This window comes from Gilvimarinus japonicus, from assembly GCF_042847215.1.
GTDB classification, from domain to species: Bacteria; Pseudomonadota; Gammaproteobacteria; order Pseudomonadales; family Cellvibrionaceae; genus Gilvimarinus; species Gilvimarinus japonicus.
The window spans coordinates 3,035,414-3,058,993 of the sequence record NZ_AP031500.1 but is presented as its reverse complement, the minus strand read 5'-3'; the positions used below and the strand labels follow the sequence as shown (position 1 = coordinate 3,058,993).

The following is a 23,580-nucleotide window of genomic DNA, read 5'->3' as shown; positions in this document are numbered from 1 at the left end:
TAGGTTATACTTGCTTGGCTTATGGGACGGTTGCGTTATTAACGCACAAGGAGATTTTATGGAGACGTGGCTGGAGTCGGGCCTGTTGGCGTGGCACTGGGTTGTCATTGGTTTTTTGCTGGCGGCGCTTGAGATATTACTGCCCAGTTTTTTTATGCTGTGGCTTGGCGTAAGTGCGATTGCCGTGGGCTTGGTAACCTTGTTTGTACCTATGGCGCTGGCGTGGCAGCTGTTATTGTGGGCGGCATTGTCACTGTCTTGTCTGGTGGCCTGGTTTAAATTTGTCGCCCCGAAAATGCACGATAAAACCCGCTCGGGCATGGCGCATGAGTCGATGGTGGGCAAAGTGGCCACCGTGCTTGATTATCATACCGCCACCAGCCGGGGCCAGCTGCGTTTCTCGGCGCCGGTGCTGGGCGAAGACGAATGGCGCTTTATTTGTGAGCAGCCACTTAAACCGGGCGACCGGGTGTGCGTGATTGATTTTTCAGGTAACGATTTAATCGTTAAACCGCAATAACAACAAGGAGTATGTCATGGATGCATTAATTACCGCCGGGGCTATTGTCGCCGTCGCACTGATCGTTATTACCCGAGGGGTTCGGATTGTGCCGCAGGGGCGCAAAGATGTCGTGCAGCGTTTGGGCCGCTATCACCAAACACTCACCCCCGGTTTAAATTTAATCATTCCGTTTTTTGATACCGTTGCTTACAAAGTAACGACGAAAGATATTGTGCTCGATATCCCCTCGCAAGATGTGATTACCCAAGATAACGCCGTGATTATTGCCAATGCGGTGGCGTACATTAATATCGTTAGTCCCGAAAAGTCAGTGTATGGGGTTGAGGATTATATTATCGCGATTCAAAACCTGATCCAGACATCGCTGCGTTCCATTATTGGCGAGATGGCATTGGACTCGGCATTGTCCTCACGGGATCAGATTAAAACCCGTTTAAAAGATTCGATCTCGGACGATATTGCCGATTGGGGCATTATTCTAAAAACGGTCGAAATCCAAGACATCAACCCCTCAACCACTATGCAGCAGGCCATGGAAGAGCAGGCCGCGGCCGAGCGTCAGCGCCGGGCGGCAGTGACCAAGGCGGAGGGTGAGAAACAGGCCGCTATTTTAGAGGCCGATGGTCGGCTAGAGGCCTCACGTCGCGACGCTGAGGCAAAAATTGTCTTGGCCGACGCCTCGGCCCGCGCCATTAAGGTGGTTACCGAATCGGTTGCCGGGGGCGATGAACTGCCGGTTATGTACTTGTTGGGTGAAAAGTATATCGAATCGATAGGCGACCTATCGCAGTCGGACAACTCCAAAACCGTGGTGTACCCAGCGGATTTGGCGAATGCCTTTAAAGGAATGTTTGGCCGGCAGTAGTTGTAACGTTTATACCTAAGAGGATACCGGCGGTGGCAAGGTGGTTAGATTTTTTTCGTCAGGACTTGCCGCCGTTAGGCTATAACCTTGACTGGCAGCCCGCGCTTATTGGGGCGCAGGTGATCGCCGATGCCTTATTGGCATTATCTTTTTTTGCCATTGCAATAGGGCTGCTGGTTTTCCGTCGCAAGCGTCGCGACTTGCGTTATCCGCGGTTGGTTACGTTGTTTGCGCTGTTTATTTTACTGTGTGGCGTTAACCATAGCTTTCGCATTTATACCGTTTGGGTGGGCAGCTTTGGCAGCCATGCGGTTCTCTCTGGGGTAACCGCCATCGTGGCGGTAGCCACCGCACTGGGTTTGTTGTGGATTATCCCCAAGGCCTTGGTCATCCCCAGCATGGCGCAATTGCGTCAGGCAATGGAGACGGCTAACAACGAAAAGCTAGAGCGCCTTGAACTTAAAGCGCGCTATGACGCCGAATACAATTTGCGTGAATCGGCCAATGCCTCGCCGCTGGGGTTAATGGTTATCGACAGCCTCGGTCAGGTCACCATGGCCAACAGTGCCTCTAGCCATTTGTTTGGATACGCCGATGGTGAATTGGTGGGGCAAACCATTGATACGGTGATCGACTTTAGTGCCGAGGGTGCCGCCCGCGATACCCTAGAGGCATTTTTCTCTCCAGATGCCGTGACCCCGGCTAACCTATCAGAATGTGTAGCGCAGGGTATTCATCGTAGCGGCAGTCATATTCCCATAGAGGTTAAATTGGTACGGCGCGATCATGTCGCGGGCATTCAGGTGTTTGCCTCGGTAATGGATATTTCTGAGCGGTTGGCGCAGCAGCAGAAGCTAGAGGCCATTAATAATCGCTTAGAGCGTATCACCTCGGCGACTCATGAAGGTCTGTGGGAGTGGCAGGTTGGGGAGGATTTACTCTGGTGGTCCCCCGCGTTTTGGCAATTGTTAGGCTATCAGCGCGAGCCGACCGATATCACCATGAGCCTGTGGGAGGCGCACATTGCGCTCGATCATCAAGCGCTATTTTTTGATGAGCTGGATCGTAATATTCCCACGGGTGGCGTGTTTGATATCGAGTTTGTCGGGGTGACCGTCGCGCGAGAAGCTCGTTGGTTTCGTGTCCATGGTAAATGCCTTGGCAATCAAGCTGACGGTAACCGCCTGATGTGCGGCACCTTGGAGGATATCCAACAGCGCAAAGATATGGAGCTGAGTCTGTCGGAAAAAAACCAGCTGCTTGAGTCTATCTTTACCGGTACCAGCTACGGTGTGTTTGTACTCGACTGTTTAAGCGATGGGCAAGTGTTGTATAAAGCGGTGAACCCCGCCATAGAAAAGTCGTTGGGTATTTCGTCGCAAGAGCTTGTGGGGAAATCAACACGGGCGCTAGCGCCCGATACCCTGCCGCAGGCGATGGCCGAGCAAATCGATTCACGTTATCAGCGTTGCCGGCAAACCGGGCGGCCTATGTCCTACATCGAGAGTTTTCCGCTGCGCGGCAAGCAAACCTGGTGGAAGACGTCACTTTACCCGCTGATGAATGATTTGGGTGAGATCTATCGTATTATTGGCTCGTCGGCCGACGTCACCGATTTAAAAGACGCCGAAAATAAACTGGCCGAGAGTGAGCGCTTTTTGCAAACCGTCGTCGATTTGGCGATCTGTGGTTTGTATATTTACGATTTACCCAGCCAGAGTAATACGTTTGTCAATCAGCAATACACCAAGTTAACCGGCTATACCAAAGAGGATCTCAACGCGATTGACGATCTGTCGATATTGTTTCACCCCGATGAAATTGACAGTATTAATGCGCAAGTCGAAAAAGCATTAAGTTTGAGCGGGCCCAGCTTTTTAGAAATGGAGTACCGTTTTTGGCATAAAGAGGGCTACTGGATTTGGTGCTACGCGTTTGACGCGGTGTACTCCCGGGACGAAAGAGGACGCCCTAAGCAGCTGCTGGGTACCTTTATTGATATTACTCAGATCAAACATTACTCGGAGCAGCTGCGTACGATTAGCGAGAATAAATCTACTGCTCTACCACTAGATAGCGACTAGCCCATGCGGCCAGCACCGCCGCCACATAGTTAGCGTCGTTGCGGTTGCTTAACAGGTGGTCGGCATTGTCTAGCGACACAAAGCTTTTGGGGTGGCGGGCGGCGTTGTATATGCGTGCGGCCTCACCAATGTTAACGGTTTGGTCGGCGGGCGAATGAAAAATAAGCAGCGGTTTGTTTAAGTCGTTAAGGGTTACTTCTAGTGGCCACTTTTCTAAATCTTCTAAAAGGTCGGCGCCGATGGCAAACTCCCGGCCGCCAATGCTTACCGGTGCGCTGCCCAGCGCGCGTATATCGCACGCTTGGTTGGCAAACAGATGTTGCACATGTTGCGGCGTAGCGGGCGCGGCAATCGTGGCGACGGCATCGATACTGGCAATACGCTTTGCAGCAATCAACGCGGCGGCCCCACCCAGGCTGTGGCCAATCATCAAGCGCGGCGCTTGGTAGTGCTCGGCGAGAAACTCCGCGGCCGATTCTAAATCGGTAAGGTTACTGCTAAAAGTGGTGTTGGCAAAGTCGCCATCGCTGCCACCTAGCCCGGTAAAATCAAAACGCAATACACCAATGCCTTTGTCCGCTAACGCACCGGCGATGCGCGATGCCGCGACCACATCTTTGCCGCAGGTAAAGCAGTGGGCAAACAGGGCCACCGCTTGCAACGGTGTTTCGGGTAATTCAAGGGCGCCCGCTAGGGTGTGACCATCGCGATTAGTAAATTCAACTTGCTTACGAGCCATTGCGGTCTCCGAATGTAATGCGTGCTAGATGATGTGGTTGTTTAACCCCTGTGGGACGTTAACAGTTATGGGTTGGGGCCGATAGGGTAATTGACAACTCCATCATCGGCGCTAAACAGGTTAATCCGCTTTCGGTGTTAAATAGTGAAATAGGGTGGCAACCTCTTGCTCGCTTAAGCGTTCCATGCGTTCGATATTGCGCTCGGGGATCGCGTCAGTATTCGCGCCGTTATCGATGGCGGCCGTTAAACTCTGCTCGCGCAAGAGGTGTAAAATCGGGTAGGGCGAGCGATTGGTTAAATTGCTGCGATCGTTAAAGTCGGTGTCTGAGAACTGATAGTCGGGGTGAAAATTGGCAACCTGATACACCCCAAGCAGGCCTTGCTTATTAAGCCAGCTCTCGGCCTGTTGCACGGTGATAGTGTAAAAATAAAAGTCATCAAAGCCCTCGGGTAGTATCAACAGCGTCGTTTCAAGCTCGTTAATATCGCTCGAGTCCAGCCGGGCTACTTCAGCCGCGAGTACTTCAAATAAGCCAAGGCCCTGGGTCTCATCAAACACCGTAAAGCGAATGCGATTGTGCTTGGCGGGTTGGTGGGCAAACGGGCACAGGTTTAAGCCCAGTACCAGGCTCTCGAACCAGTGCTGTGTATTTGCAATAACTGCGGCTTGCGCTGCTGCCTCCAACTGTTTGTACCTCACCCTTTATCGTGGCGGGCGGTCAATTGCCCTGTGGGGCAGCACTATAGCTGCCCCGTTAAGGGTTAGGCAATGGGCAAGCGGTACTAGCAGGCTTAGTGGCGTGTTTGTCGGTGTGCGTCGTCCATAGCCAGTAACACCTCCATCCATTCGTCAACGTCAGCCAGCGGTGAGAAGGCGATATCGATTAGAGGTGCCAACATGGTTTGCAGCGGCGCGGGGGCGTAATACGGCGCTAAACGCTGTTCTACTAGCGCTATCATGGCGCCTAGGTCCGGCTCGTGACGACTTTTGCGTAACGTGTAGCTTAGCTCAATGGCACTGCGTAAATAGCGCTCGGTCGCTTGTTTGCTGGTGTCGTCGTGGCGCAGCAAAATATCAGCCGCTTCAAACGCGGTGCCACATACCGGAACGGCCTCGTCCCAGCGTTGTTGGCCGATATAGCCCCGTGCCATAGCGCGCAACTTACAACATAGCCGTTTGCTTTGCTCTGGGTTGTGAAGGGCGAGAGCCCGGTGTTTGTCGCACAAAAATTGTTTATTGCTTGCGTGCTTTATCATGGGGCTCTCCCGGGTTGTAAGGTTATGCCGCGTTGGTTTGCTGGTATTGTTTGATAATTTGCTCGGTCCAGCGCTCGATACGCTCGTCGGTCAGCTCGAATTGCTGATCGTCGTCGATGGCGAGGCCGCAAAATTCGTTTTTTTCGGCGTTAACGGCTAGGGACTCATCGTAGGTATAACCTTCGGTAGAGCAGTGGCCAATTACGGTTGCGCCGGCTTTTAGCACCCGCTCGTTGAGCCAGCCCATCGCATCGACAAAGTAATAACCGTAACCCAGCTGATCGCCAAGACCGTACAAAGCCACCGTTTTACCGGTAAGCTTGGTGGCTAAAATCTCGTCTTCAAAGTTCTCCCAGTCCTCTTGAATGCCGCCAAAATCCCACGTGGGAATCCCCATAATGATGAAGTCGAACTCTTCAATTTGTTCGGGAGAGGCATCGGTAACATTCAGCATCTCGACCACCACACCGTGAGCGGCGAGGCTGGTAGAGATTTTGTCGCCGACTTCCTCGGTGTTACCGGTATCGGTGCCAAAAATAAGGCCGACATTGGCGTTGCTTAGGTCGATCATAGTGGGAATCCTCGGTTTATCTGCTAATCTTTAAATACATTAATGCAAATAATAACAATTATCAATAGTGTTTGCGGGTGTGTTTTGCGGTGGATGTCTCATTCGTGAGGCGGACTAAAACTGCTAAACTCCCCCCATGAATCAAATCGCCTTACAAATACTGCAAAACACCTTTGGTTACGAGGCCTTCCGAGGTCCGCAGGCTGAAATTATCGATACCGTCATCGCCGGGCAGGATGCCTTGGTGCTAATGCCCACCGGGGGCGGCAAATCGCTGTGTTACCAGATACCGGCGCTTGTGCGTGAAGGGGTGGCGATCATCGTCTCGCCGTTGATCGCGCTGATGCAAGATCAGGTTAACGCCTTGGCGCAGCTGGGTATCAGCGCCGCCTACTTAAACTCTAGCCTCGCGTTTGATGAGGTGCGGGCCATCGAGCAGGGCTTGCGTCAGGGCGAGATAAAAATCCTCTATGTGGCCCCCGAGCGCTTAATCCAGCCGCGCACCTTAGATATGCTGCACGAGCTACCGCTGGCGTTGTTCGCTATTGATGAAGCCCACTGTGTGTCTCAGTGGGGGCACGATTTTCGCTCGGATTACCTGCAGTTAAGTTTGTTGCATCAGCAATTTCCGCAAGTGCCTCGGGTGGCGCTAACGGCCACTGCTGACGATCGCACCCGTGCCGAAATTATTACCCGTTTGCAGTTAGAAGAGGCCGCGCAGTTTGTCAGTGGTTTTGACCGGCCCAATATTCAGTACCGCATTGAGCAAAAACAAGATGCGCGCCAACAGTTGCTGCGCTTTTTGCACAACGAGCATCCCGGTGATGCCGGTATTGTTTACTGCTTATCGCGCCGCAAAGTCGATGACACCGCCGAGTGGCTAAGCAAGCAAGGCTTTACCGCGCTGCCGTATCACGCCGGCCTGCCGGCGGCCACCCGTAAAACCCACCAAGAGCGTTTTTTACGTGAAGATGGCGTGATAATTGTCGCCACCATTGCTTTTGGCATGGGTATCGATAAACCCGATGTGCGCTTTGTGGCGCACCTGGATTTGCCCAAGAGTATTGAGGCGTATTACCAAGAGACGGGTCGCGCCGGTCGCGACGGACAAAGCGCGACCGCCTGGATGGCGTACGGTGTGCAGGATGTTTTAAAGCTTAAGCAGATGATGAGTCAGTCGCAAGGCTCGGACGATCACAAGCGCACCGAAAACCACAAGCTCGATGCCATGCTTGGCTTGTGTGAGATTACCACGTGCCGGCGCCAGGCGCTGCTGGCCTATTTTGGCGAGCGCGACCACGCACCCTGCAACAATTGCGACACCTGCTTAACCCCGCCACAAACCTTTGATGGCACCGTTGTCGCGCAAAAGGCGTTAAGTTGCTGTTATCGCACCGGCCAGCGTTTTGGGGTGAATCATTTAATTGATGTGCTGCTGGGCAAAGCCAATACCAAAGTCGAGCAGTTTGGCCACGAAAAGCTCAGCACCTTTGGTATTGGTGTTGAGCTGGATGTTAATCAGTGGCGCTCGGTGTTTAGGCAGTTGGCGGCGCGGGGCATTATCGAGGTGGACGTGGCCGGCTACGGGGGGTTGTTGCTCACCGAAAAGTGCCGCGCCTTATTAAAAGGCCAAGAGAGTATCGAGCTCAGAAAAGACATTAAAACCACCAGTACCGGCAAAAAAGCTCGCAGCAATGCCGGCGGTTCATTGGCCGGGCCGGATAAAGTGCTGTGGGAGTCACTGCGCGAGCTGCGCAAACGTTTGGCTGCCGAGCAAGATATTCCTCCTTATATGATTTTTCACGATGCCACCCTCATGGAGGTAGTGAGTCATCAGCCGCAAAGTTTGGATGCCTTGGGGCGCATCTCCGGCGTGGGCGCCAGTAAGCTGGAACACTATGGTGAAGACTTTGTGGCAGCGGTCACTGCCCATGTCGAGAGCTTAGCCGATTACGCCGGCAGCGCCGAGAATGTCCGGGCCACCGAGCATGAAACGTTTGCGTTGTTTAAAGCCGGTATGGACATTCCGGCCATCGCGCGCCAACGGGAGCTTACCGAAACGACGGTGTTTACCCACCTGGCCGGGTTGATAGAACAGGGCCAACTGCAAGTGGCCGAAGTGGTCGAGCTGCCGCAACCAGAGCTGGACGCTATTGTGGATGTGATGCTCGCCCACGACGACGAACCTTTTAAGCTAAAACCGGTATTCGACGCACTCGAAGGCGTGTATGCGTATGGCGTGTTGCGCTGTGTTAGGGCGGGCGTGGTGCGGGAGATGGCGGGGTAGACTTTACTGTTGTCGCTGGCGGAGTGCGAACGAGCATCCGCCAGCGCTTTGGCTTTTTAGGTTTTTAGTGACGCCAACTGTTCATCCAGCTGCGCCATAACCACTTCTAATTCCACCCCAGCATTATTACTTTCGCGGGTCATATCGGCGAGCGTTGTCGCGGCATCGCCGATGATGGTTAGGTTGCGGCTGATCTCTTCACTCACCGAGCTTTGCTCTTCGGCAGCGGTGGCGACTTGAGCGATGTTGTCGGCAATCGAGTTAACATCTTCTACCACTGACGACAGCTCGTTAAACGATGATTGGGTGTCGCTCATGGCGAGACCGGCTTTGTCGGTGCCGCTGGCGATAACCTCTACGGCTTTGTCCACGCCATCTTTTAAGCTGCTAATAAGTTCGTTGATCTCGTTGGTGCTGTGGTGTGTTTTAGAGGCAAGGTTGCGCACTTCATCGGCTACTACGGCAAAACCGCGGCCCTGCTCGCCGGCGCGGGCGGCCTCGATGGCGGCATTGAGCGCGAGTAGATTGGTTTGCTCGGCGACGGCGCGAATGACATCTAAGATGCGGCCGATATCTTCGGTTCGCTTTGCGACATCGCTAATACGCGCGGAGGCTTGCTGCATATCATCGCTCAATTCTTTAACGTGCTGCACCGAGCCCGATAACGCCTCGCGTGAGGCGATAACTGTGTTTAAAGCGGTGGTGGCGTTATCCGATACTTGTACCGCGAGCTGCGACACCCCCGAGGCAGTTTGCGACATCTCGTTCGTGGCGGTTACCACGGAGTCGATCTCGCGCTGCTGTTGGTAAGTGGCGCTGGCCGATTGATTGTTGATTGCTTGAATCTGCGAGGCGGAGCCTTTTGCTTTGGTGCCAATCTGTTTGATCTCGTCGATCATATGGCGCAGCTTAGAAATAAACCGATTAAAGCCGTCGCTGAGTGAGATCAGCTCGGCGTGGGTATCGATCTCGATATTTTTACGTAAATCGCCGTCTTGGCTGGCAAGGTTTTGCATGCGGGCGTCAAGGCTGCGGATCGGTTGCACAATCGAGCGCACCAACAGCAATAACAGCAACATGATAATCGCGGTAGCTACCAGTGCGGTAATGATCTCGCCGGTGAGCATGGTCGAGATGTTATCGTCCATAGTGGCGATTAAGGTGTTGGTAGACGCCTGCACGACGGCTTCGGGCAGCTCAATCAGCAGTGACCAGGTGGTGTTTGAAGGCGCGATGGTAACCGGGTAGGCGACATAGTAGGTGCCATTGTGTAACCAGGTTTTGTCGGCGCGGTTATGAAGATTTTGTAGCTGGCTATCGTAGTTGTCCATTGCCTCTTTTAAGGGGTGGGTTAGAGCGTCTTGGTAGCTATTGGAGCTGACCACTAAGCCTTGTTCGCTCACCAGAGTAATGCGGCTTTTGCCTTGGTAAAGCTCGCTACCCAATGCCTCGATCAAGCGTTGAATCACGGGTAAGTTGATGTCGATTCCGACCACGCCTTTAAAATCACCGGCCACCACAACCGGGTTAATAAGGCTGGTCATTAACTCGCTGTAACCTTCGGATATTTCGTAAAAATAGGGCTCCATGGTGCAGGGCTTTTTCGTGTCGCGGGCGCACAAATACCACTCGGCTTCGCGCTGGCCAAATTCATTTTTTTCGTCAGCGTATTTTTCGCTGGCGTCAAGGACCCGCTCTTGGGCGATGTTGCCGTTTTGGTCGCGAATCCAGTAGATCTCTAGGCCACCGGTACTGGGTACGGTGTGAATCGCGTCGCTGCCGATGAGCTCTTGGTCGCGGCCGTCGTATGCATTCGCTTCGTATTGCGAGTAGAGCGCGCTGATATCTTGGTGTTTACTCAGAGCAATTTGCAGTTGCTCGTTGACTTGCTCTCGGGTCAGGCGGGTTTCCGGGTGGGTAATGCTCCAGGCCATTGCGTCCGCCAAACCGCCCGAGACTCGATACAAACTGTTGATATAGCTGGAGACTTGGTTGCCAAGGTTGGCCGCCTCGCTCGATACGCGCCCGAGCACTTCTTGCTCCATACTGGCGCGGGTCTGTTGGGTAATGGCGCTTTTCATTGTGCCTAGCTGAATCAAAAGCTGAGAAATCAGGAGTATTAACAGTGTTATAAAAGCCACTGCAATAACCCCTAGCAGCTTGGCTTTAATCGAACGCTCGCGGATCAGCGATAACATAACCCTTCCTCGGATCTGTGTGATTGCTAAAGGCAACCTATAGCGCCCCTCATGCTGAGGGCAGTTAAAAATTTGGCGTTGTTTACCACCATTAGCATAGCTGAATATGCCGTGGATGCTTAGTAAGCCGGTTGAGTTATGGGCTTATCGGCCGCCGATAAAAATAATTAAGGGAAGGGGAAAAGCGGCTTGGCAGCCGCTGGGTTTATTGTTGCCGCCGCTAGTGCGCGATGGGCACTGGTTGCGGTTTGACGTCTGCCGGAATAATCGCGTCGGTCTGACCTTCGGGTACTTTAAACAGTGAGGCGCTGGAGGCGATCCAGCCGGCGTCGCCGTGAGCTTGCAGTTGGTAATTACCGTCGGGGGTGTCGAGCCCGCCTAAGGTGAGGGTGTCACTTTGGGTGAAACTGACTTGGTAGGTTTGCCCATCGTTACCGTTAATGGTGCCATACCAGCTAATGCTGTCGTAGTCGTGTTTTTCGGTGCGATTAATGTTGACGGTGTACTGCTCGCCGGTTTCATCGATATTCACGCTAACCTGATCGCCCGGCATGAGGGTTTCGAGCTTTAGCGGATCGAACGAGATAATTTGGCGGCCGTCGTTCAGAGCTTCGGCATCAAGCGGCAAGTCGTCGAGATTGTCGGGGGTCTCATTGCTCCATGCGCTGTCACGTTGCACGGCGGCGCGGACTTCGGCCGGATCAAAGATACGATCTGGGCGGCGCGATTGCATTTTACTGAGGCGCTCTGCCAGTGGGGTGGTAGCTTGCGCTGTTTTATTGGCGGCGGTATCAGCGGCTTTTGGCTCAGGGTTAACATTGTCGGATAAAGCCGAATGGCCGGTGGTTGCGGCGCTGGGTGCGATCTTACCGGAGCTAGATGCGTTGGTCGCGGTATTAGGCGATGGGTTTTCGGCAGTGGTGTTTAGCGTGCCGGTATCGAGCGCAAACCAGAGGCCGGCGGTGATAACAAGTAATAGGCAAAGCGCCATAAGTGGTTTGTTCATACAGCTCCCTCAAGGTTAATAAATATACCCCGCGCCATTAGCGGCGCGGGGTACTGCTGCTTACTGGCGAATGCGCAACCAGTTAAGGTTCCAGCCGCCCGCTTGGGCAAATACGCCAAAGTTGTAAGTGCCGGCGTTGATGTACACGGTGTGCGACACGGTGGTCCAGTTTTGCCAGCCGCCGGTGGCGGGTACATTAAGCTCGCCCAACAAGGTGGCGCCGCCGTTTAAATCCAGTGACAAACGGCCACCGCTGGGGCTGGCGACCCGATACTCGATGGTGTAATTGCCTGAGCTGGGGATGTTGATGCCGTTGTAGGCCATCCAGTCGTTGCTATCAATCCAACCCACGTTTTGTCCGCCGCCGGCATCGGTGGTGTTCTCGAGCTGCACGCCGGCCATAGCCGCATAGTTTTCAGCTTGAATGGTTTGGTTAAAACCGCTGACCGTCGAGACGCGCAATGAGCTGACATCGTCGTTAAAGCCTTCGTTATCCAGGCAGTTGTCATCGCCGGTGCGAGTGAGCATATTGCCGGTAAAGTTATCGTGCTGGAACAGCTCGACTTTATAGCCCTGCTGCACGCGGACCGATGAAATATCGTCGTTGATAATGCCTTTGGCCATGAGCTGGCCTAACGTGTAATTGCCCGGTGTAAGCCCGACGTTATAACCGCCGTAGTTGCAGTGCTGGGCAAGCTGTACCGGCCCGCTGGTGCCAGCAGTGGCCCGGAAACCGGCGATCTCATCGCGCACATTGTGAATGGCGAGTGCCGCGTAAGCCTCTTGCGGGTGACCCACCGGCAAACCACAAGGGTAGCCGCGACAAATAAGGTTGGGGTTAGAGAAACGATTTACCCGCGTGGTGTTAAACACCCCTTCGTAGGCCATCACATCCACAAACACGTTTTGTACGCCGTAACCGACCCCGTAACCAAAGCGTGCACCACCGGTGTCACCTTGCTTGCGCGAGTGGTTAACACCCATGTTGTGGCCCAGCTCGTGCAGCATTACCATCGGCCCACAGCCGGGGTGTACCACGTTAAAGGTCCAGTTGGCATCTACCGCCACATAGCCAACGCCACAGGCGCCGGTGCTGTGCATCTGCGAGACAAAATCGGCGCCCAGCTGATTGCGCAGATTGGCAACGTTGCCATTTAGGCGAATATTGTTGAGTACCTCGCCCTGATTGGCACCGCCTTGTTCGTTGTGGCGCACGCCCACCAAGCGCAGTTGCACGTCAATTTGGCTGTCGGCGTAGGCGGCGTTCATCTGGTTGACCCAGTTATTCATGGCGGTTTGCGGATCGCCGCCAAAGTAACCGGCGGAGTAGTTATCGTACAGCACCAGTAAGTCGACAGTAGCGGCTTGAGTGTTGCCGGCAACGGTGGCACCGGCAAGTACCAGAGCGGTGGCGCAGTAACGCTTGAGCGCACCGAGTGTGTGTGAAAGCTTCATAGCGATGACCCTTATTGATTATTGGTATGTACCGGGGGACGACCCGCCGGTTGTTCCTGATGCGGCGTCGCTGCCTGTGTTGGCCGCGGCGCCAGCTCAATGACCTTACGCTTTGTAATCGGCTGTGGCGTCACACTTTGGCTAAAGCGTAACAAGTGACGGGAGTTGGCGGGCAAAGTGTGACAACGTTGACAAAAAGTGATTATCAGAGCGCCGCAACACGTCGGTTAGGTCCCGTGTTGGTGGGCTCTTGTTTGGCGCGTAATGCCGCGTAATGGACTAGAATAAACAAATGCTGCTATACCGTTAACATTGACTATAAACCTGATTTCACAAACGAGACGATGCTTGTGTGCCGCGTACCGTTACCATAAGCTTTGGGTGAGAGAATGCCTACTCTGACACGTAAACCTGCCGTTAAGCACTCGGTTGAATTTGACCGGTCATTACTCAGAGCGATTCAAGAAGCCTCACCGGACGCCATTTTGGTGGTTAATGGGCAGGGTGAGATTGTGTCGTTTAACCAGCGTTTTTTAGATATGTGGCAAATTGACACCGCTTACGTTAAGCAGCATCAGCGTGCTGATGGATCGGTGCCGGAAGATAAGTTAATGGCGCCCGCGCTGCAGCTGCTGGTGTCACCGGAGGCGTTCTTAAACCGTGTTCAGCAGTTGTACGAGCGGCCAGAGGAGGTTGACCTGTGCGACGTCGAGTTGGCGGACGGCCGGGTTTTGGAGCGCAATAGTGTAGGTTTGCAAAATGATGCGGGCGACTACCTAGGAAGAGTATGGTTTTTTCGCGATATCACCTCGCACAAGTTGTTAGAGTCGAGCTTACGTCATATTGCCTGCGTTGATACGCTTACCGGAGAAATGAACCGACGCCACTTTTTAGAGTGCGCTAATGCCGAGTTTGAGCTGGCGCGCGAACAGCAGTATCCGCTGGCAATTGTCATGATCGACTTGGATCATTTTAAAAAAATTAATGATTGTTATGGTCATGCAGCAGGCGACAAAGTGCTGGAGTCCACTTGCAAGCGCTGGCGTGCCATCTTGCGTAGTAACGATTTATTGGGCCGGGTGGGTGGCGAAGAGTTTGCTATTTTATTGCCCAACAGTGATTTAGGCGCGACGCGAGCCGTGGCGCAACGGTTGTGTCAATCGATGACCGGCACGCCGTTTAACCTTGATGGCAATGAGGTGTATTGCTCTATAAGTGCAGGAACGACGCTGGCTACAGCGGAGGATGAATCAGTTAAAGATACGTTATTGCGTGCCGATGCGGCTTTATACCGTGCCAAGCGCGCGGGTCGCAATTGTATCGAAGTTGCGTGAGTGCCATGGTTTACCGCGACGGAAAAATCGAGCGCGGTGAAAAATTGATGAGTGGATAGAAGGTGTATGATCTTGCCAGATTTGCCGGTAAATGTATTGCGGACGCTGGGTTTGTTTGTCATTACCGCGGTGGCAGAGATTGTCGGTTGCTATTTACCTTATTTGTGGCTGCGCGAGGGCAAAACCATTTGGTTGCTGCTGCCTGGCGCCTTGAGTTTGGCGGCGTTTGCGTGGTTGTTGTCACTGCACCCGACGGCTGCTGGGAGGGTGTATGCGGCTTATGGTGGGGTGTATATTTTTGTCGCCATTATGTGGCTCTGGTGGGTCGATGGCGTTAAGCCTACGCTCTGGGACATATTGGGGGTGTCGGTCGCGCTGGTGGGGATGGCCATTATTATGTTTGCCCCGCGCCCGGCGTAGTTCTTTTTATAAAAAAGCCGGCACATTTCTGTGCCGGCCTGATCCGATGTTAAATCGGCGCTGTGTTTACAGCGTTATCTTAGTTTGCTTAGCTTAGTCTCCGCAGACACTGCCGCTAACGGCAGGCACTACGGCGTTAGCCGAGCCTTTGTTAACTTGAAAGCCAAACTCGGTGGACTGTCCCGGAGCAATGGTGCCGTTCCAACCTAGGTTGCTCGCGGTGTGTGGGTTTGAGCCCGTCACGTTGGCATTCCAGGTGTTCACCAAAGCCGAGCCGTCACTGTAGCTCCAGTTAACGCTCCAACCATTAATAGCGCTGGTGCCGCTATTGGTGATGCGAATCAACCCGGTGTAGCCGCTGTTCCATTCGTTGGTCACAACATACTCACACTGACCGCCGCCGGTTGCTTCTTCGACAGTGACGTTAGTGGTGACTGAGTCGGTATCAGTGCCATCGTTGGCGGTTAAAGTGACGGTGTAGTTGCCGGCGCTGGCGTAGCTCGCGCTGGCCGTGGCACCGCTGGCGGTTTGACCGTTGCCTAAATCCCAGGCAAAGCTCAGGTTGTCGCCATCTGGATCGGCCGAGCAGCTGGCGTCCAGGTTAACCGTTTGGCCCACACCTACAGTGACATTGGCTTGATCAACACAGGCCACTGGGGGCGTGTTTACCGGCTCACTTACCGCGGTCAAGGTAATGCTGTCAGGCGTGCCTACCTCGGTGCCGTTGTCGTCCAGCGCGCTTAAGCTAACGGTAAAATCACCGACGGAGCTAGGTGCAGTAAGAACCACACTGTCGCCATTGTTAACGTCGGTAATCACCATGTCGTTTACGCTTACCCGCACGCCGTCGGCGTTGGCAAGATTAAACTGCACGGTAAAGTCAGCGCCCAGTTCTACCTCGGTGCCATTGGCGGGTGAGCTAATGGCAACCGAGGGCACTAACTCGGCCTCGACGGTGATATCCACCACAGCCGGGTCGGACACACCGCCGGCGTTGTCGGTCACCGTATAGGTCAGGCTGTCACTGCCGCTAAAGCCATCGTCCGGGGTGTAAGTGAGGTTGGCGCCGGTGCCGCTTAAGGTGCCGCTGGCAGGAGCGCCAGTGACGTTGTATTGCGCCACGCTACCGTCACTGTCGGCGCCTTGTAGCTCAATAGCGACGGCGGTTTCAAACGCGGTGGTTACGTTTAAATCGCTGGCCGTGGGCAAACAGTTAACGCCGCTGGTGCCGCCGCAACCGCCGCCGGGCTCTTCACCGCTTAGCAAACCGTCGTCACCATAAACCGGAATGCTGTCTGATGGATAACCATATTGCTCGCTGGGGTTGCTGTAAGCTGCCATCCACGACGGGTCGTTGCTGTTGTCCCAGATGTTGACGCCGGTGGGTAGCGATGCGCGGAACTGCACTTCACGGCGGTGCGCCGATTGTCCGCCCGGGAAGATCACATCGCCTGCAAAACTAACCTCGGCGTAGTAAATATGATCGGCCGGGTCGCCCCACACATGCGGGCCGGTAACGCTACTGGCTTGCGAGTAAGCGGTAGTGATGGTCACGTCATTGGCGGTGTAGCCCGCGTCGTAAACCTCGCTTAAATCGTAAAAGTAACGAAAGTACAAGTCATCGCGACCTTGCGCCGGTGTCGTGCTGCGGTTTTGTATAACGCTGCGAATTTCGACGTGGCCCGCACCCGAGCTATTGATGGTGGCGCCCACTAAGTACTCTTCCTGCTCGGGCTCTGCCGGCGGGAACTGCGATTCGGGCAGCGGGTTGCCGCCGTAATCGTTGTAGAGCGCGGCAACGGCACTGGTAAAGCCCGAGTTATAGTCCACCGCCACTTCGTTCATGACGTAGTCACCACGATCTTCGGTGTAGTTGGTGTCGGCATCGGGGCCGGCGACTACAGCGCCATACAGGATGTGTCGCTGCTGCTCGGGCACTTGTAGGCTGTCGGCCCACGAGCCGTGTGAGCCGCGGTGATGCACATTGGTTGGGTAGTCATTGCCGTAACCGATTAAAAAGCTGCGGTTAGCGGGGTTTTCGCCCAATATATAATCGATTTGGGTGACGCCGAAATCTTGATAGCGGCTGTACAGCGGATCGGTCTCACCCAAAGCATCGGCGTAATACAGCGATAGATAGGCGATGTTGGCCGCGTAACGGTTAACACCCCAGCCCGAACCATCAACCACAACGATACCGCCAGGGGTGCGCTTGCCTGCGCCAATACTCCAGTGATCGAGGTAGCGCTGTGCGTCGGCATGGTAGCGCTCATCCCCCAAAAGTGATGCCATCATCACGTACACGGCATAAGCTTTGTCGTTCCAGCCCAGAGACCATGTGTACACTGGTGTGTCGGATTGGTTCTCGCTCCCCATCTGGCCGTAGTAGCCAAGGGCTTTATCTAGGTAATCGTTATCGCCGGTAGCGCGCCACATCCACAGTGCGCCCCAAGCCATTTCGTCCCAGTAAACGCCGTAGGTCGAGTTGTAAAACGCTTTGGCATCGGTAATGCAATTAGAGTAAGCATTGTCGGTGCCATCGGTGCCGGTGGTTTGCTCGGCAAAGGCAAATAACTCTTCGGCGTGGCTTAAGAGTGTCGCGGCGTACGCCGAGTCTGTCTGCTCAAATACCATCGACGAGGACGCCATGGCCGCCGCGGTTTCGGCCGCTAAATCTGGGCCTGGGCAGCTTAAGTCAATTTTCATTGACTGCCGAGAGTTGGGGATTTTGTGGTGAACAACCTCGGCCGGCCCCCAAAATGTATGGTCCGCCGAGCCAACGCCTACCTGGCCGTACAATACATTGGGTGATGGGTGCGCGTTGATAAAGTAGTCGTTTACAAAGCGCAAGTTGTTAAGTATGTGCTCGAGCTGACCTGAGTCTTCATAGGCTTGGCGGTAATCTACCGCGCCCCACGCCAGTAACGTCGTGGTAGCGGCCATGGGAAAGCCGAACTTTACATGGTCGCCGGCGTCAAACCAGCCGCCGCGTAAATCCAGGCCAACGTCATCGCCGTCGGTCGGGGTCGAATCGCCGCGCCAGGGAACCCGGTTCCACTCGGGCAGTGGGCCGGCTTGCTGGGCCTCGTAAAAGTAAATCGACTTCTGCAGCGCCTCGCCATAGTTTTGTGTTTGTGCGTGACTGGTATGGGATGTCAGCGCTGTCAAAACGAGCGTAGCGCTGGCGGTTAGTGAGATGAATTTCACAGGGAACTCTCCTTGCTGATAAGCCTTGCTGTTATAGTTTGTTGATCGCGCAACCGTGGCGCTCTGTAAATAATGCGAGTTGGTTGCTGCAATCATCGAGCTTTTGTCTCAAGCGGCTTTGCTTTTGGGGCAGATGGGCAGGACTGCCGACAACGTCGCTCGAGTTTTCCAGTGTGCGGTACGAAAAAACGCAGCGCAGCACCAGCGGCGTATTGTGACCAGTAAGTTGTGGTTATGAATGTGAGAGCATTCACGGAAAACTGACTAAAAATGCGCCCGATGATTTGCTTGTTAATATTTGAAGTGAGCAGCGATCATTTGATTGCGATTGGTTATACTAGTGGCGCGTGGATTTCCGTTAACGTTAAACCTACGTACGATGGAAAAAAGCAAAAAATTAAAAAGCAATCCCCACACAATAGCCGCGTCACCAAGGCGCCTTTTTGTAAGTTTTTAGCGTTGAATGTCTAAGGAATTGTCATGTTAATGAACCCGATGTCCCGTTTACTGCAGAGCGCTCAATGCCGCAATTTTTGGTTGGCGGTGGCCGCGTTAATGGTGGTTTTGGAGGCCGGTGCTTTGTTGTTTCAGCACGTATGGCAATACTACCCGTGCGAGGTATGTATTTACGTGCGCGTGTGGGTGATGGCATTGTTCTTCGTATCGCTGTTAGCGTTGCTGTTAAAAAGTCACTGGTGGGGGCGGTTGGTAAGCGCGGTGGGTGGTTTAGCGCTGTCGATTGGCCTGGGCAATGAAAGCTGGAACCTGATTAAAATTGAATATGGCGTAGGCGATGGCGGCAGCTGTGCGTTTATGGCTAATTTCCCGGCGTGGGCCCCTTTAGATAAATGGCTTCCCTCAGTGTTTGAGGTACAGGGTCTGTGCCAGGCAACACCCGAAATAGCCTTGGGCGTTACCATGACCCACGTATTGGTTGTGGTGAGCGCGGGCTTAATCGCGTTGTTTAGTTTGGCGGTCATCGGCGTTTTACTGCGTAAGTGATAACGCCGATTGCGCTTTTGCCGAACACGATTGTGTTAGTAGTCTAGGGCGCCGCGATACCTACCGTAAGTGTCGCGGTAAAACCATCCTCTACGGAGCCACTCACGTTGACCATTTGGCTGTCAGTGCCATCGGCAAAAATACTGTCTTGCGCAATCGAGCTGACCGAGTTGTTTGGTCCGCGATTACGGTAGAGCGATGAGTTGTACACCGCGTCGGTGGTTTCCGCTGGAAAAGCTAACTGCGAGGTGGCCGTCGCCACAGAGACCGTGTCATTGTATAAAAACACTTGGAAGTGAATGTGAGTCATTCGCCCGGCGTACCAGCCGGGAAATATTGTGTGAAACGTCACCTCACCCTTGACGTTAACATCTTGAATGCCGCGGCAAAAAGTTGCACCACGGGTGTCGCTTCCAGATTGGGCGTAGCCCGAGTACAGACCGTCTTTATCACAGTGCCACACGTAAAAAGACGCGTAGGGGAAAGGCTCGCAACCATGGTTAATATCCACTAGCTTAAACTTAAGCGTCAGGGGCACACCGGTTTTTTCCTCGTTGATTTTGCCGCGCACGTACGTTGAATTACTAAGCACTACAGAGAGCGGGTAGGGCCCTTCGGTTTCTGAAGGGATTAATACACAGCTACCATCCCCTGTGGCTATGGGTGAACTGGAGCGTGCTTCTCCGCAGCCGCTTAGTGTCCCCAGCCCGGCTAGGGAGGCGCCAAAGGCGCTAAGGGCGCGGCGCCGACTAAACTGAGCTGGACTGGCAAGTGGTGTTGCTACCGCCGCCGCTGATGACGCATTGCAGAAGACGGTTGTCTGTTGAATAATTTTATTCTGTGGGGTGTTGTTCATAATCACACTCGTTGTTGTTAAGGGTAGGTGAGCCCATGTAATGACAGATCAAGAGCGACGATAAAACCTAGGGCGCGATACCGGTATAGCCGTTATGGAGGGCGAAAAATAATAATTGTTCCAAATGTGCGCTGAAGTTTACATTGGGATACATTCGCCATACAAAAGCGATACAAGAACGAACCAGTGTTAATGTTTAATGCGTTGTGTCGGATTTTTTTTATTCTAAAAATTAAAAAGTTACTCAGCAGAAGTTCAGTGAAGCCACATTCTCATACATCTAAATACGGAGGCCTTTATGGCTATCAATAATATTTATAGAGTTGGTATTTTTACTGGCACAAGGTCCCTGCTGGGTCGGACTTTAAAAGTCGGGTTGCTCTCATGGGCGACCGTTATGGCGATTGCTTGCTCAACGTCGTCAAGGGTAGACGACCTTGGTTCAGGCTTTGATCAAAGCCCCACTGTGTATCCGCTGTATAAAGCCGATGAGTCCAGTGGTATTCCCAACGCTCGTGCGAGTATTGACTTAGAAACCGTTCGTGACCCGGCCAACCCGGATACATTTTTAATGCAGGTAACACTGCCTACCATGACCGCCTACTTACCCGATGCCTCATTGGCGACGGGTACCGCAGTGGTTATTTGCCCCGGTGGCGGTTATCGCGGTGTCTCGATAGTAAAGGAGGGCTACGATATCGCCCAGCGCTTTAATCGCGAAGGCATCGCCGCTTTTGTGCTTAAGTATCGTGACCCACTGGATGCAACCATGGCTGACAAAAAATTTGGCCCGCTGCAAGACGTGCAGCAAGCTATTGGTCTAGTGCGCGAGAACGCCGCGCGCTGGAACATTGACGCCAATAAAGTGGGGGTGATGGGTTTTTCCGCCGGGGGGCATTTGGCTTCGTCCGCGGCGGTGCATTATAACGATCCGGTACTAGAGCGCTGGCAAGCCGCTGATCTGCGGCCGAACTTTCAGGTGTTGGTGTATCCGGTGGTTAGTTTTACCGGCGAGGTTGCCCATAAAGGTTCGCGTACTAATTTGCTTGGTGAAAATTTTAATGCTCAGTGGCAGCAGTATTTTTCGAATGAAACACAGGTGACTGAGGCGACGCCGCCGGCATTTTTAGTGCACGCGGGTGATGATGGTTCCGTTCCGGTAGAAAACTCGCTGGATTACTACCGAGCATTAAAAAGTAACAATGTGAGTGCCGGTATGTTGATTTTGCCCAGCGGCGGGCACGGCTTTGGTATGCGCAACCCCATCGATTGGTTTGCGACTATGAACCAGTGGTTGCAAGAGGAGGGGTTTTAAAAAATCTTTCGGGTCACTCTGTTTATTAAATGAAAATCCCGGCGGTAAACGCCGGGATTTTTGCCAGAGTGTTACGCCGATTGGCGCAATATTTTGGCGGCACTTACCATGTTTTTTAGCGCCGGTACTACCTCATCCCACTGGCGGGTTTTTAAGCCGCAGTCGGGGTTTACCCACAAACGCTCGGCGGGAATGCGCTCGCCGGCTTTACTCATCAACGTTACAATGTGCTCTTGGCTTGGAATATTCGGCGAGTGAATGTCGTATACGCCCGGGCCAATATCGTTGGGGTAATTAAAGTCATCAAATGCGTCCAGCAGCTCCATATCCGAGCGCGATGTCTCGATCGTAATTACGTCCGCGTCCATGTGGGCGATGGATTCGATAATATCGTTAAACTCCGAGTAGCACATATGGGTATGAATCTGTGTTTCATCGGCAACGCCGTTGGCGGTAATTCTAAAACACTCCACGGCCCACTCTAAATACTGCTGCCATTGGCTTTTGCGCAGGGGCAAGCCCTCGCGCAGGGCGGCCTCATCAATTTGGATAATGCCGACACCGGCTTGCTCTAAATCTTGCACTTCATCGCGAATTGCCAGCGCTAACTGCTTACAGGTTTCAGAGCGTGGCTGATCGTCGCGCACAAAGGACCAGTTTAGAATAGTGACAGGTCCGGTCAGCATACCCTTTAGTGGTTTGGCGGTGAGCGACTGCGCGTATTGCGTCCAAGCCACCGTCATGGCCGTGGGGCGGCTGATATCGCCAAACAAAATGGGTGGTTTAACGCAGCGCGAGCCGTAGGATTGTACCCAGCCGTACTGGCTAAATACGTAACCCTCGAGCTGCTCGCCAAAGTACTCGACCATGTCGTTGCGCTCGGCTTCGCCGTGTACCAATACATCCAGATCTAGCGCCTCTTGCTCACGCACTGAGCGTTCAATTTCGGCTTTGATGCGGGCTTGGTAGTCCTCGGTGTTTAGCTCGCCATTTTTAAATTGCCGGCGAGTTTGGCGAATGTCCAATGTCTGTGGAAAGGAGCCAATGGTAGTGGTGGGGTACGCGGGCAGTTGGAATCGCGCGGTTTGCTTTTTGGCTCGTGCCGCGTAAGGGCTAACGCGCTCGCCCAGCGCCTGAGTGATGCTGGCGGTGCGTGCTCGCACCTCGCTGTTGTGCACACGTTCGGACTGCTGGCGCGCGGCGATGGCTTGGGCATTTGCGTCTAGCTCTACGGCAACGGTTTCCCGGCCTTCATTTAACGCCGTGGCAATAATGCTCAGTTCACCCAGCTTTTGCAGCGCAAACGCTAACCAGTTTTTTACCTCGGGGTCGAGCGACTGTTCGGCCGCCAAGTCAACCGGTACATGCAGCAGCGAGCACGATGGCGCCAGCCACAAGCGATCGCCCAGTTTCGCGGCAATAGGTTCCAGCCAGTCGAGGGTGCGGTTTAAGTCAGTCTTCCAGATATTGCGACCGTTAATCACCCCAAGTGATAACACTTTGTGGCTGGGCAGCCAATCGACGATCTTACTGACCTCGGCCGGTGCGCTAATGGCATCGATATGAATACCGGCGACGGGTAGCTCACAGGTCAGCTTTAAATTGTCGGCCAGCTCGCCAAAGTAGGTGGCGAGCAATAATTTTACCGGCGCGCTTTTTAGGGTGTGATAGGCGAGGTTAACCGCATGCTGCCAGTTGGCATCCAAATCAGTCACCAGTGCCGGTTCGTCGATTTGTACCCACTCTACGCCTTCGCCGGCCAGTGTTTGCAGTAATTCGCTGTACACTGGCAGCAGTTTCTCCAGCAGTGCCAAGCGGTCGCTGTCGTCTTTGCTTTTGCCTAACCACAGGTAAGTCACCGGGCCGATAATCACCGGTTTGGCGTTGACGTTTTGCGCGCGGGCCTCGGCCAGTTGCGCCAGCAAGCGGTCGGGATTAAGGGTAAAGGTATCGTCTGCGCTAAATTCGGGGACGATGTAATGGTAGTTGGTGTCGAACCACTTAGTCATTTCGCCGGCGTGTACGCATTGGCAATCGCTGTCGCCCTTAGAGCGGCCGCGGGCAATACGAAAGTAATTGTCCAGCTCGGTGCCAGCCAAATTACTGACCCGGGACGGGATATGCCCCAAGGTAAAACTGGTGTCCAGCACTTGATCGTAAAAGGAAAAATCGCCCACCGGAGCCCAGTCGAGAGGCTCTTGTGCCTGCCAGTGGCGGGCGCGCAGCGTTTGTGCGGTTTGCTGCAACTCGCGCTCGGGTAGTTGGCCTTTCCAAAAGCCCTCTTGGGCAAATTTAAGTTCGCGCTTGGCGCCAATGCGGGGAAATCCCAAGTTATGTGTCGTTGCCATGTTGGCCTCCTAGTCAGTAAGAGGCCAGTGTAGGCGGGCTGTTGTATGATTAAAAATGGTATTAATTCATTATTTGATGAATTATATTCATGTTTTGAGCGATACTGATCG

At 53.7% G+C, this 23,580-nt stretch carries 18 protein-coding genes; 8 read left to right on the top strand and 10 right to left on the bottom strand.

The features are described from left to right. Positions 1-58: 58 nt before the first annotated feature. The 3 genes from ACGHAD_RS13020 to ACGHAD_RS13010 are packed head-to-tail and all read left to right on the top strand — an operon-like array spanning position 59 to position 3,472. Positions 59-520, top strand: coding sequence for an NfeD family protein (locus tag ACGHAD_RS13020; protein WP_382418312.1), 462 nt, complete (start codon positions 59-61; stop codon positions 518-520). 16 nt (positions 521-536) lie between these two features. Continuing rightward, positions 537-1,388, top strand: a complete 852-nt coding sequence (locus ACGHAD_RS13015) for an SPFH domain-containing protein (protein WP_382418314.1) — start codon at positions 537-539, stop codon at positions 1,386-1,388. A gap of 32 nt (positions 1,389-1,420) precedes the next feature. Continuing rightward, positions 1,421-3,472: a PAS domain-containing protein gene (locus ACGHAD_RS13010; protein WP_382418316.1), complete on the top strand. Its 2,052-nt coding sequence runs from the start codon at positions 1,421-1,423 to the stop codon at positions 3,470-3,472. Here the strand turns inward: ACGHAD_RS13010 and ACGHAD_RS13005 are convergent. The 4 genes from ACGHAD_RS13005 to ACGHAD_RS12990 form a co-directional block, all read right to left on the bottom strand. After that, entirely contained in the window at positions 3,444-4,211 is a 768-nt protein-coding gene (locus ACGHAD_RS13005; RefSeq protein ID WP_382418318.1) for an alpha/beta hydrolase family protein, read from the bottom strand. The two genes, ACGHAD_RS13010 and ACGHAD_RS13005, sit on opposite strands and share 29 nt — an antisense overlap. Positions 4,212-4,331: 120 nt before the next feature. Beyond that, positions 4,332-4,913 carry a DUF1415 domain-containing protein gene (locus ACGHAD_RS13000; RefSeq protein WP_339616015.1) on the bottom strand — a complete coding sequence of 194 codons (582 nt, stop codon included), beginning with the start codon at positions 4,911-4,913 and terminating at the stop codon, positions 4,332-4,334. A gap of 92 nt (positions 4,914-5,005) precedes the next feature. Next, positions 5,006-5,470, bottom strand: coding sequence for a hypothetical protein (locus ACGHAD_RS12995; protein WP_382418321.1), 465 nt, complete (start codon positions 5,468-5,470; stop codon positions 5,006-5,008). 22 nt (positions 5,471-5,492) lie between these two features. Continuing rightward, positions 5,493-6,041, bottom strand: coding sequence for a flavodoxin (locus ACGHAD_RS12990; protein ID WP_382418323.1), 549 nt, complete (start codon positions 6,039-6,041; stop codon positions 5,493-5,495). A 136-nt stretch (positions 6,042-6,177) separates the two neighbouring features. Here ACGHAD_RS12990 and recQ point away from each other — a divergent pair, with 136 nt between their 5' ends. Further along, complete coding sequence (recQ, locus tag ACGHAD_RS12985; RefSeq protein ID WP_382418325.1) at positions 6,178-8,328, top strand: DNA helicase RecQ; 2,151 nt, start codon at positions 6,178-6,180, stop codon at positions 8,326-8,328. Between the two features lie 56 nt (positions 8,329-8,384). Here the strand turns inward: recQ and ACGHAD_RS12980 are convergent, their stop codons facing one another. From ACGHAD_RS12980 to ACGHAD_RS12970, 3 genes are all read right to left on the bottom strand, one after another. After that, positions 8,385-10,526: a methyl-accepting chemotaxis protein gene (locus ACGHAD_RS12980; protein WP_382418327.1), complete on the bottom strand. Its 2,142-nt coding sequence runs from the start codon at positions 10,524-10,526 to the stop codon at positions 8,385-8,387. Positions 10,527-10,746: 220 nt separating this feature from the next. After that, a complete protein-coding gene (locus ACGHAD_RS12975; protein WP_382418329.1) occupies positions 10,747-11,532 on the bottom strand; it encodes a hypothetical protein in 786 nt (261 codons plus the stop codon). A gap of 60 nt (positions 11,533-11,592) precedes the next feature. Beyond that, complete coding sequence (locus tag ACGHAD_RS12970) at positions 11,593-12,987, bottom strand: carbohydrate-binding protein (protein WP_339616021.1); 1,395 nt, start codon at positions 12,985-12,987, stop codon at positions 11,593-11,595. Between the two features lie 389 nt (positions 12,988-13,376). On the opposite strand from ACGHAD_RS12970, the gene ACGHAD_RS12965 reads away from it, so the two are divergent. Both ACGHAD_RS12965 and ACGHAD_RS12960 read left to right on the top strand, forming a co-directional pair. Then, on the top strand, positions 13,377-14,321 hold the full coding sequence (locus ACGHAD_RS12965) for a diguanylate cyclase (RefSeq protein WP_382418332.1): 945 nt from the start codon (positions 13,377-13,379) through the stop codon (positions 14,319-14,321). A gap of 66 nt (positions 14,322-14,387) precedes the next feature. Then, the gene (locus ACGHAD_RS12960) at positions 14,388-14,741 is read left to right on the top strand and encodes a YnfA family protein (RefSeq protein ID WP_382418334.1); all 354 of its coding nucleotides are present in this window, start codon (positions 14,388-14,390) and stop codon (positions 14,739-14,741) included. A gap of 93 nt (positions 14,742-14,834) precedes the next feature. Here ACGHAD_RS12960 and ACGHAD_RS12955 read toward each other — a convergent pair whose 3' ends face one another. Next, the gene (locus ACGHAD_RS12955) at positions 14,835-17,939 is read right to left on the bottom strand and encodes a glycoside hydrolase family 9 protein (RefSeq protein ID WP_382418609.1); all 3,105 of its coding nucleotides are present in this window, start codon (positions 17,937-17,939) and stop codon (positions 14,835-14,837) included. 489 nt (positions 17,940-18,428) lie between these two features. Here ACGHAD_RS12955 and ACGHAD_RS12950 point away from each other — a divergent pair, with 489 nt between their 5' ends. After that, the gene (locus ACGHAD_RS12950; protein WP_390402783.1) at positions 18,429-18,950 is read left to right on the top strand and encodes a disulfide bond formation protein B; all 522 of its coding nucleotides are present in this window, start codon (positions 18,429-18,431) and stop codon (positions 18,948-18,950) included. A gap of 43 nt (positions 18,951-18,993) precedes the next feature. On the opposite strand, the gene ACGHAD_RS12945 is transcribed toward ACGHAD_RS12950, so the two are convergent. Continuing rightward, positions 18,994-19,806 carry a protocatechuate dioxygenase gene (locus ACGHAD_RS12945; protein ID WP_382418338.1) on the bottom strand — a complete coding sequence of 271 codons (813 nt, stop codon included), beginning with the start codon at positions 19,804-19,806 and terminating at the stop codon, positions 18,994-18,996. Positions 19,807-20,203: 397 nt separating this feature from the next. Between ACGHAD_RS12945 and ACGHAD_RS12940 the strand changes: the two genes are divergently transcribed. Beyond that, complete coding sequence (locus tag ACGHAD_RS12940) at positions 20,204-21,121, top strand: alpha/beta hydrolase (RefSeq protein WP_382418340.1); 918 nt, start codon at positions 20,204-20,206, stop codon at positions 21,119-21,121. A 71-nt stretch (positions 21,122-21,192) separates the two neighbouring features. Here ACGHAD_RS12940 and metE read toward each other — a convergent pair whose 3' ends face one another. Then, the gene (gene metE / locus ACGHAD_RS12935) at positions 21,193-23,469 is read right to left on the bottom strand and encodes a 5-methyltetrahydropteroyltriglutamate--homocysteine S-methyltransferase (protein WP_382418342.1); all 2,277 of its coding nucleotides are present in this window, start codon (positions 23,467-23,469) and stop codon (positions 21,193-21,195) included. Between the last annotated feature and the right edge of the window lie 111 nt (positions 23,470-23,580).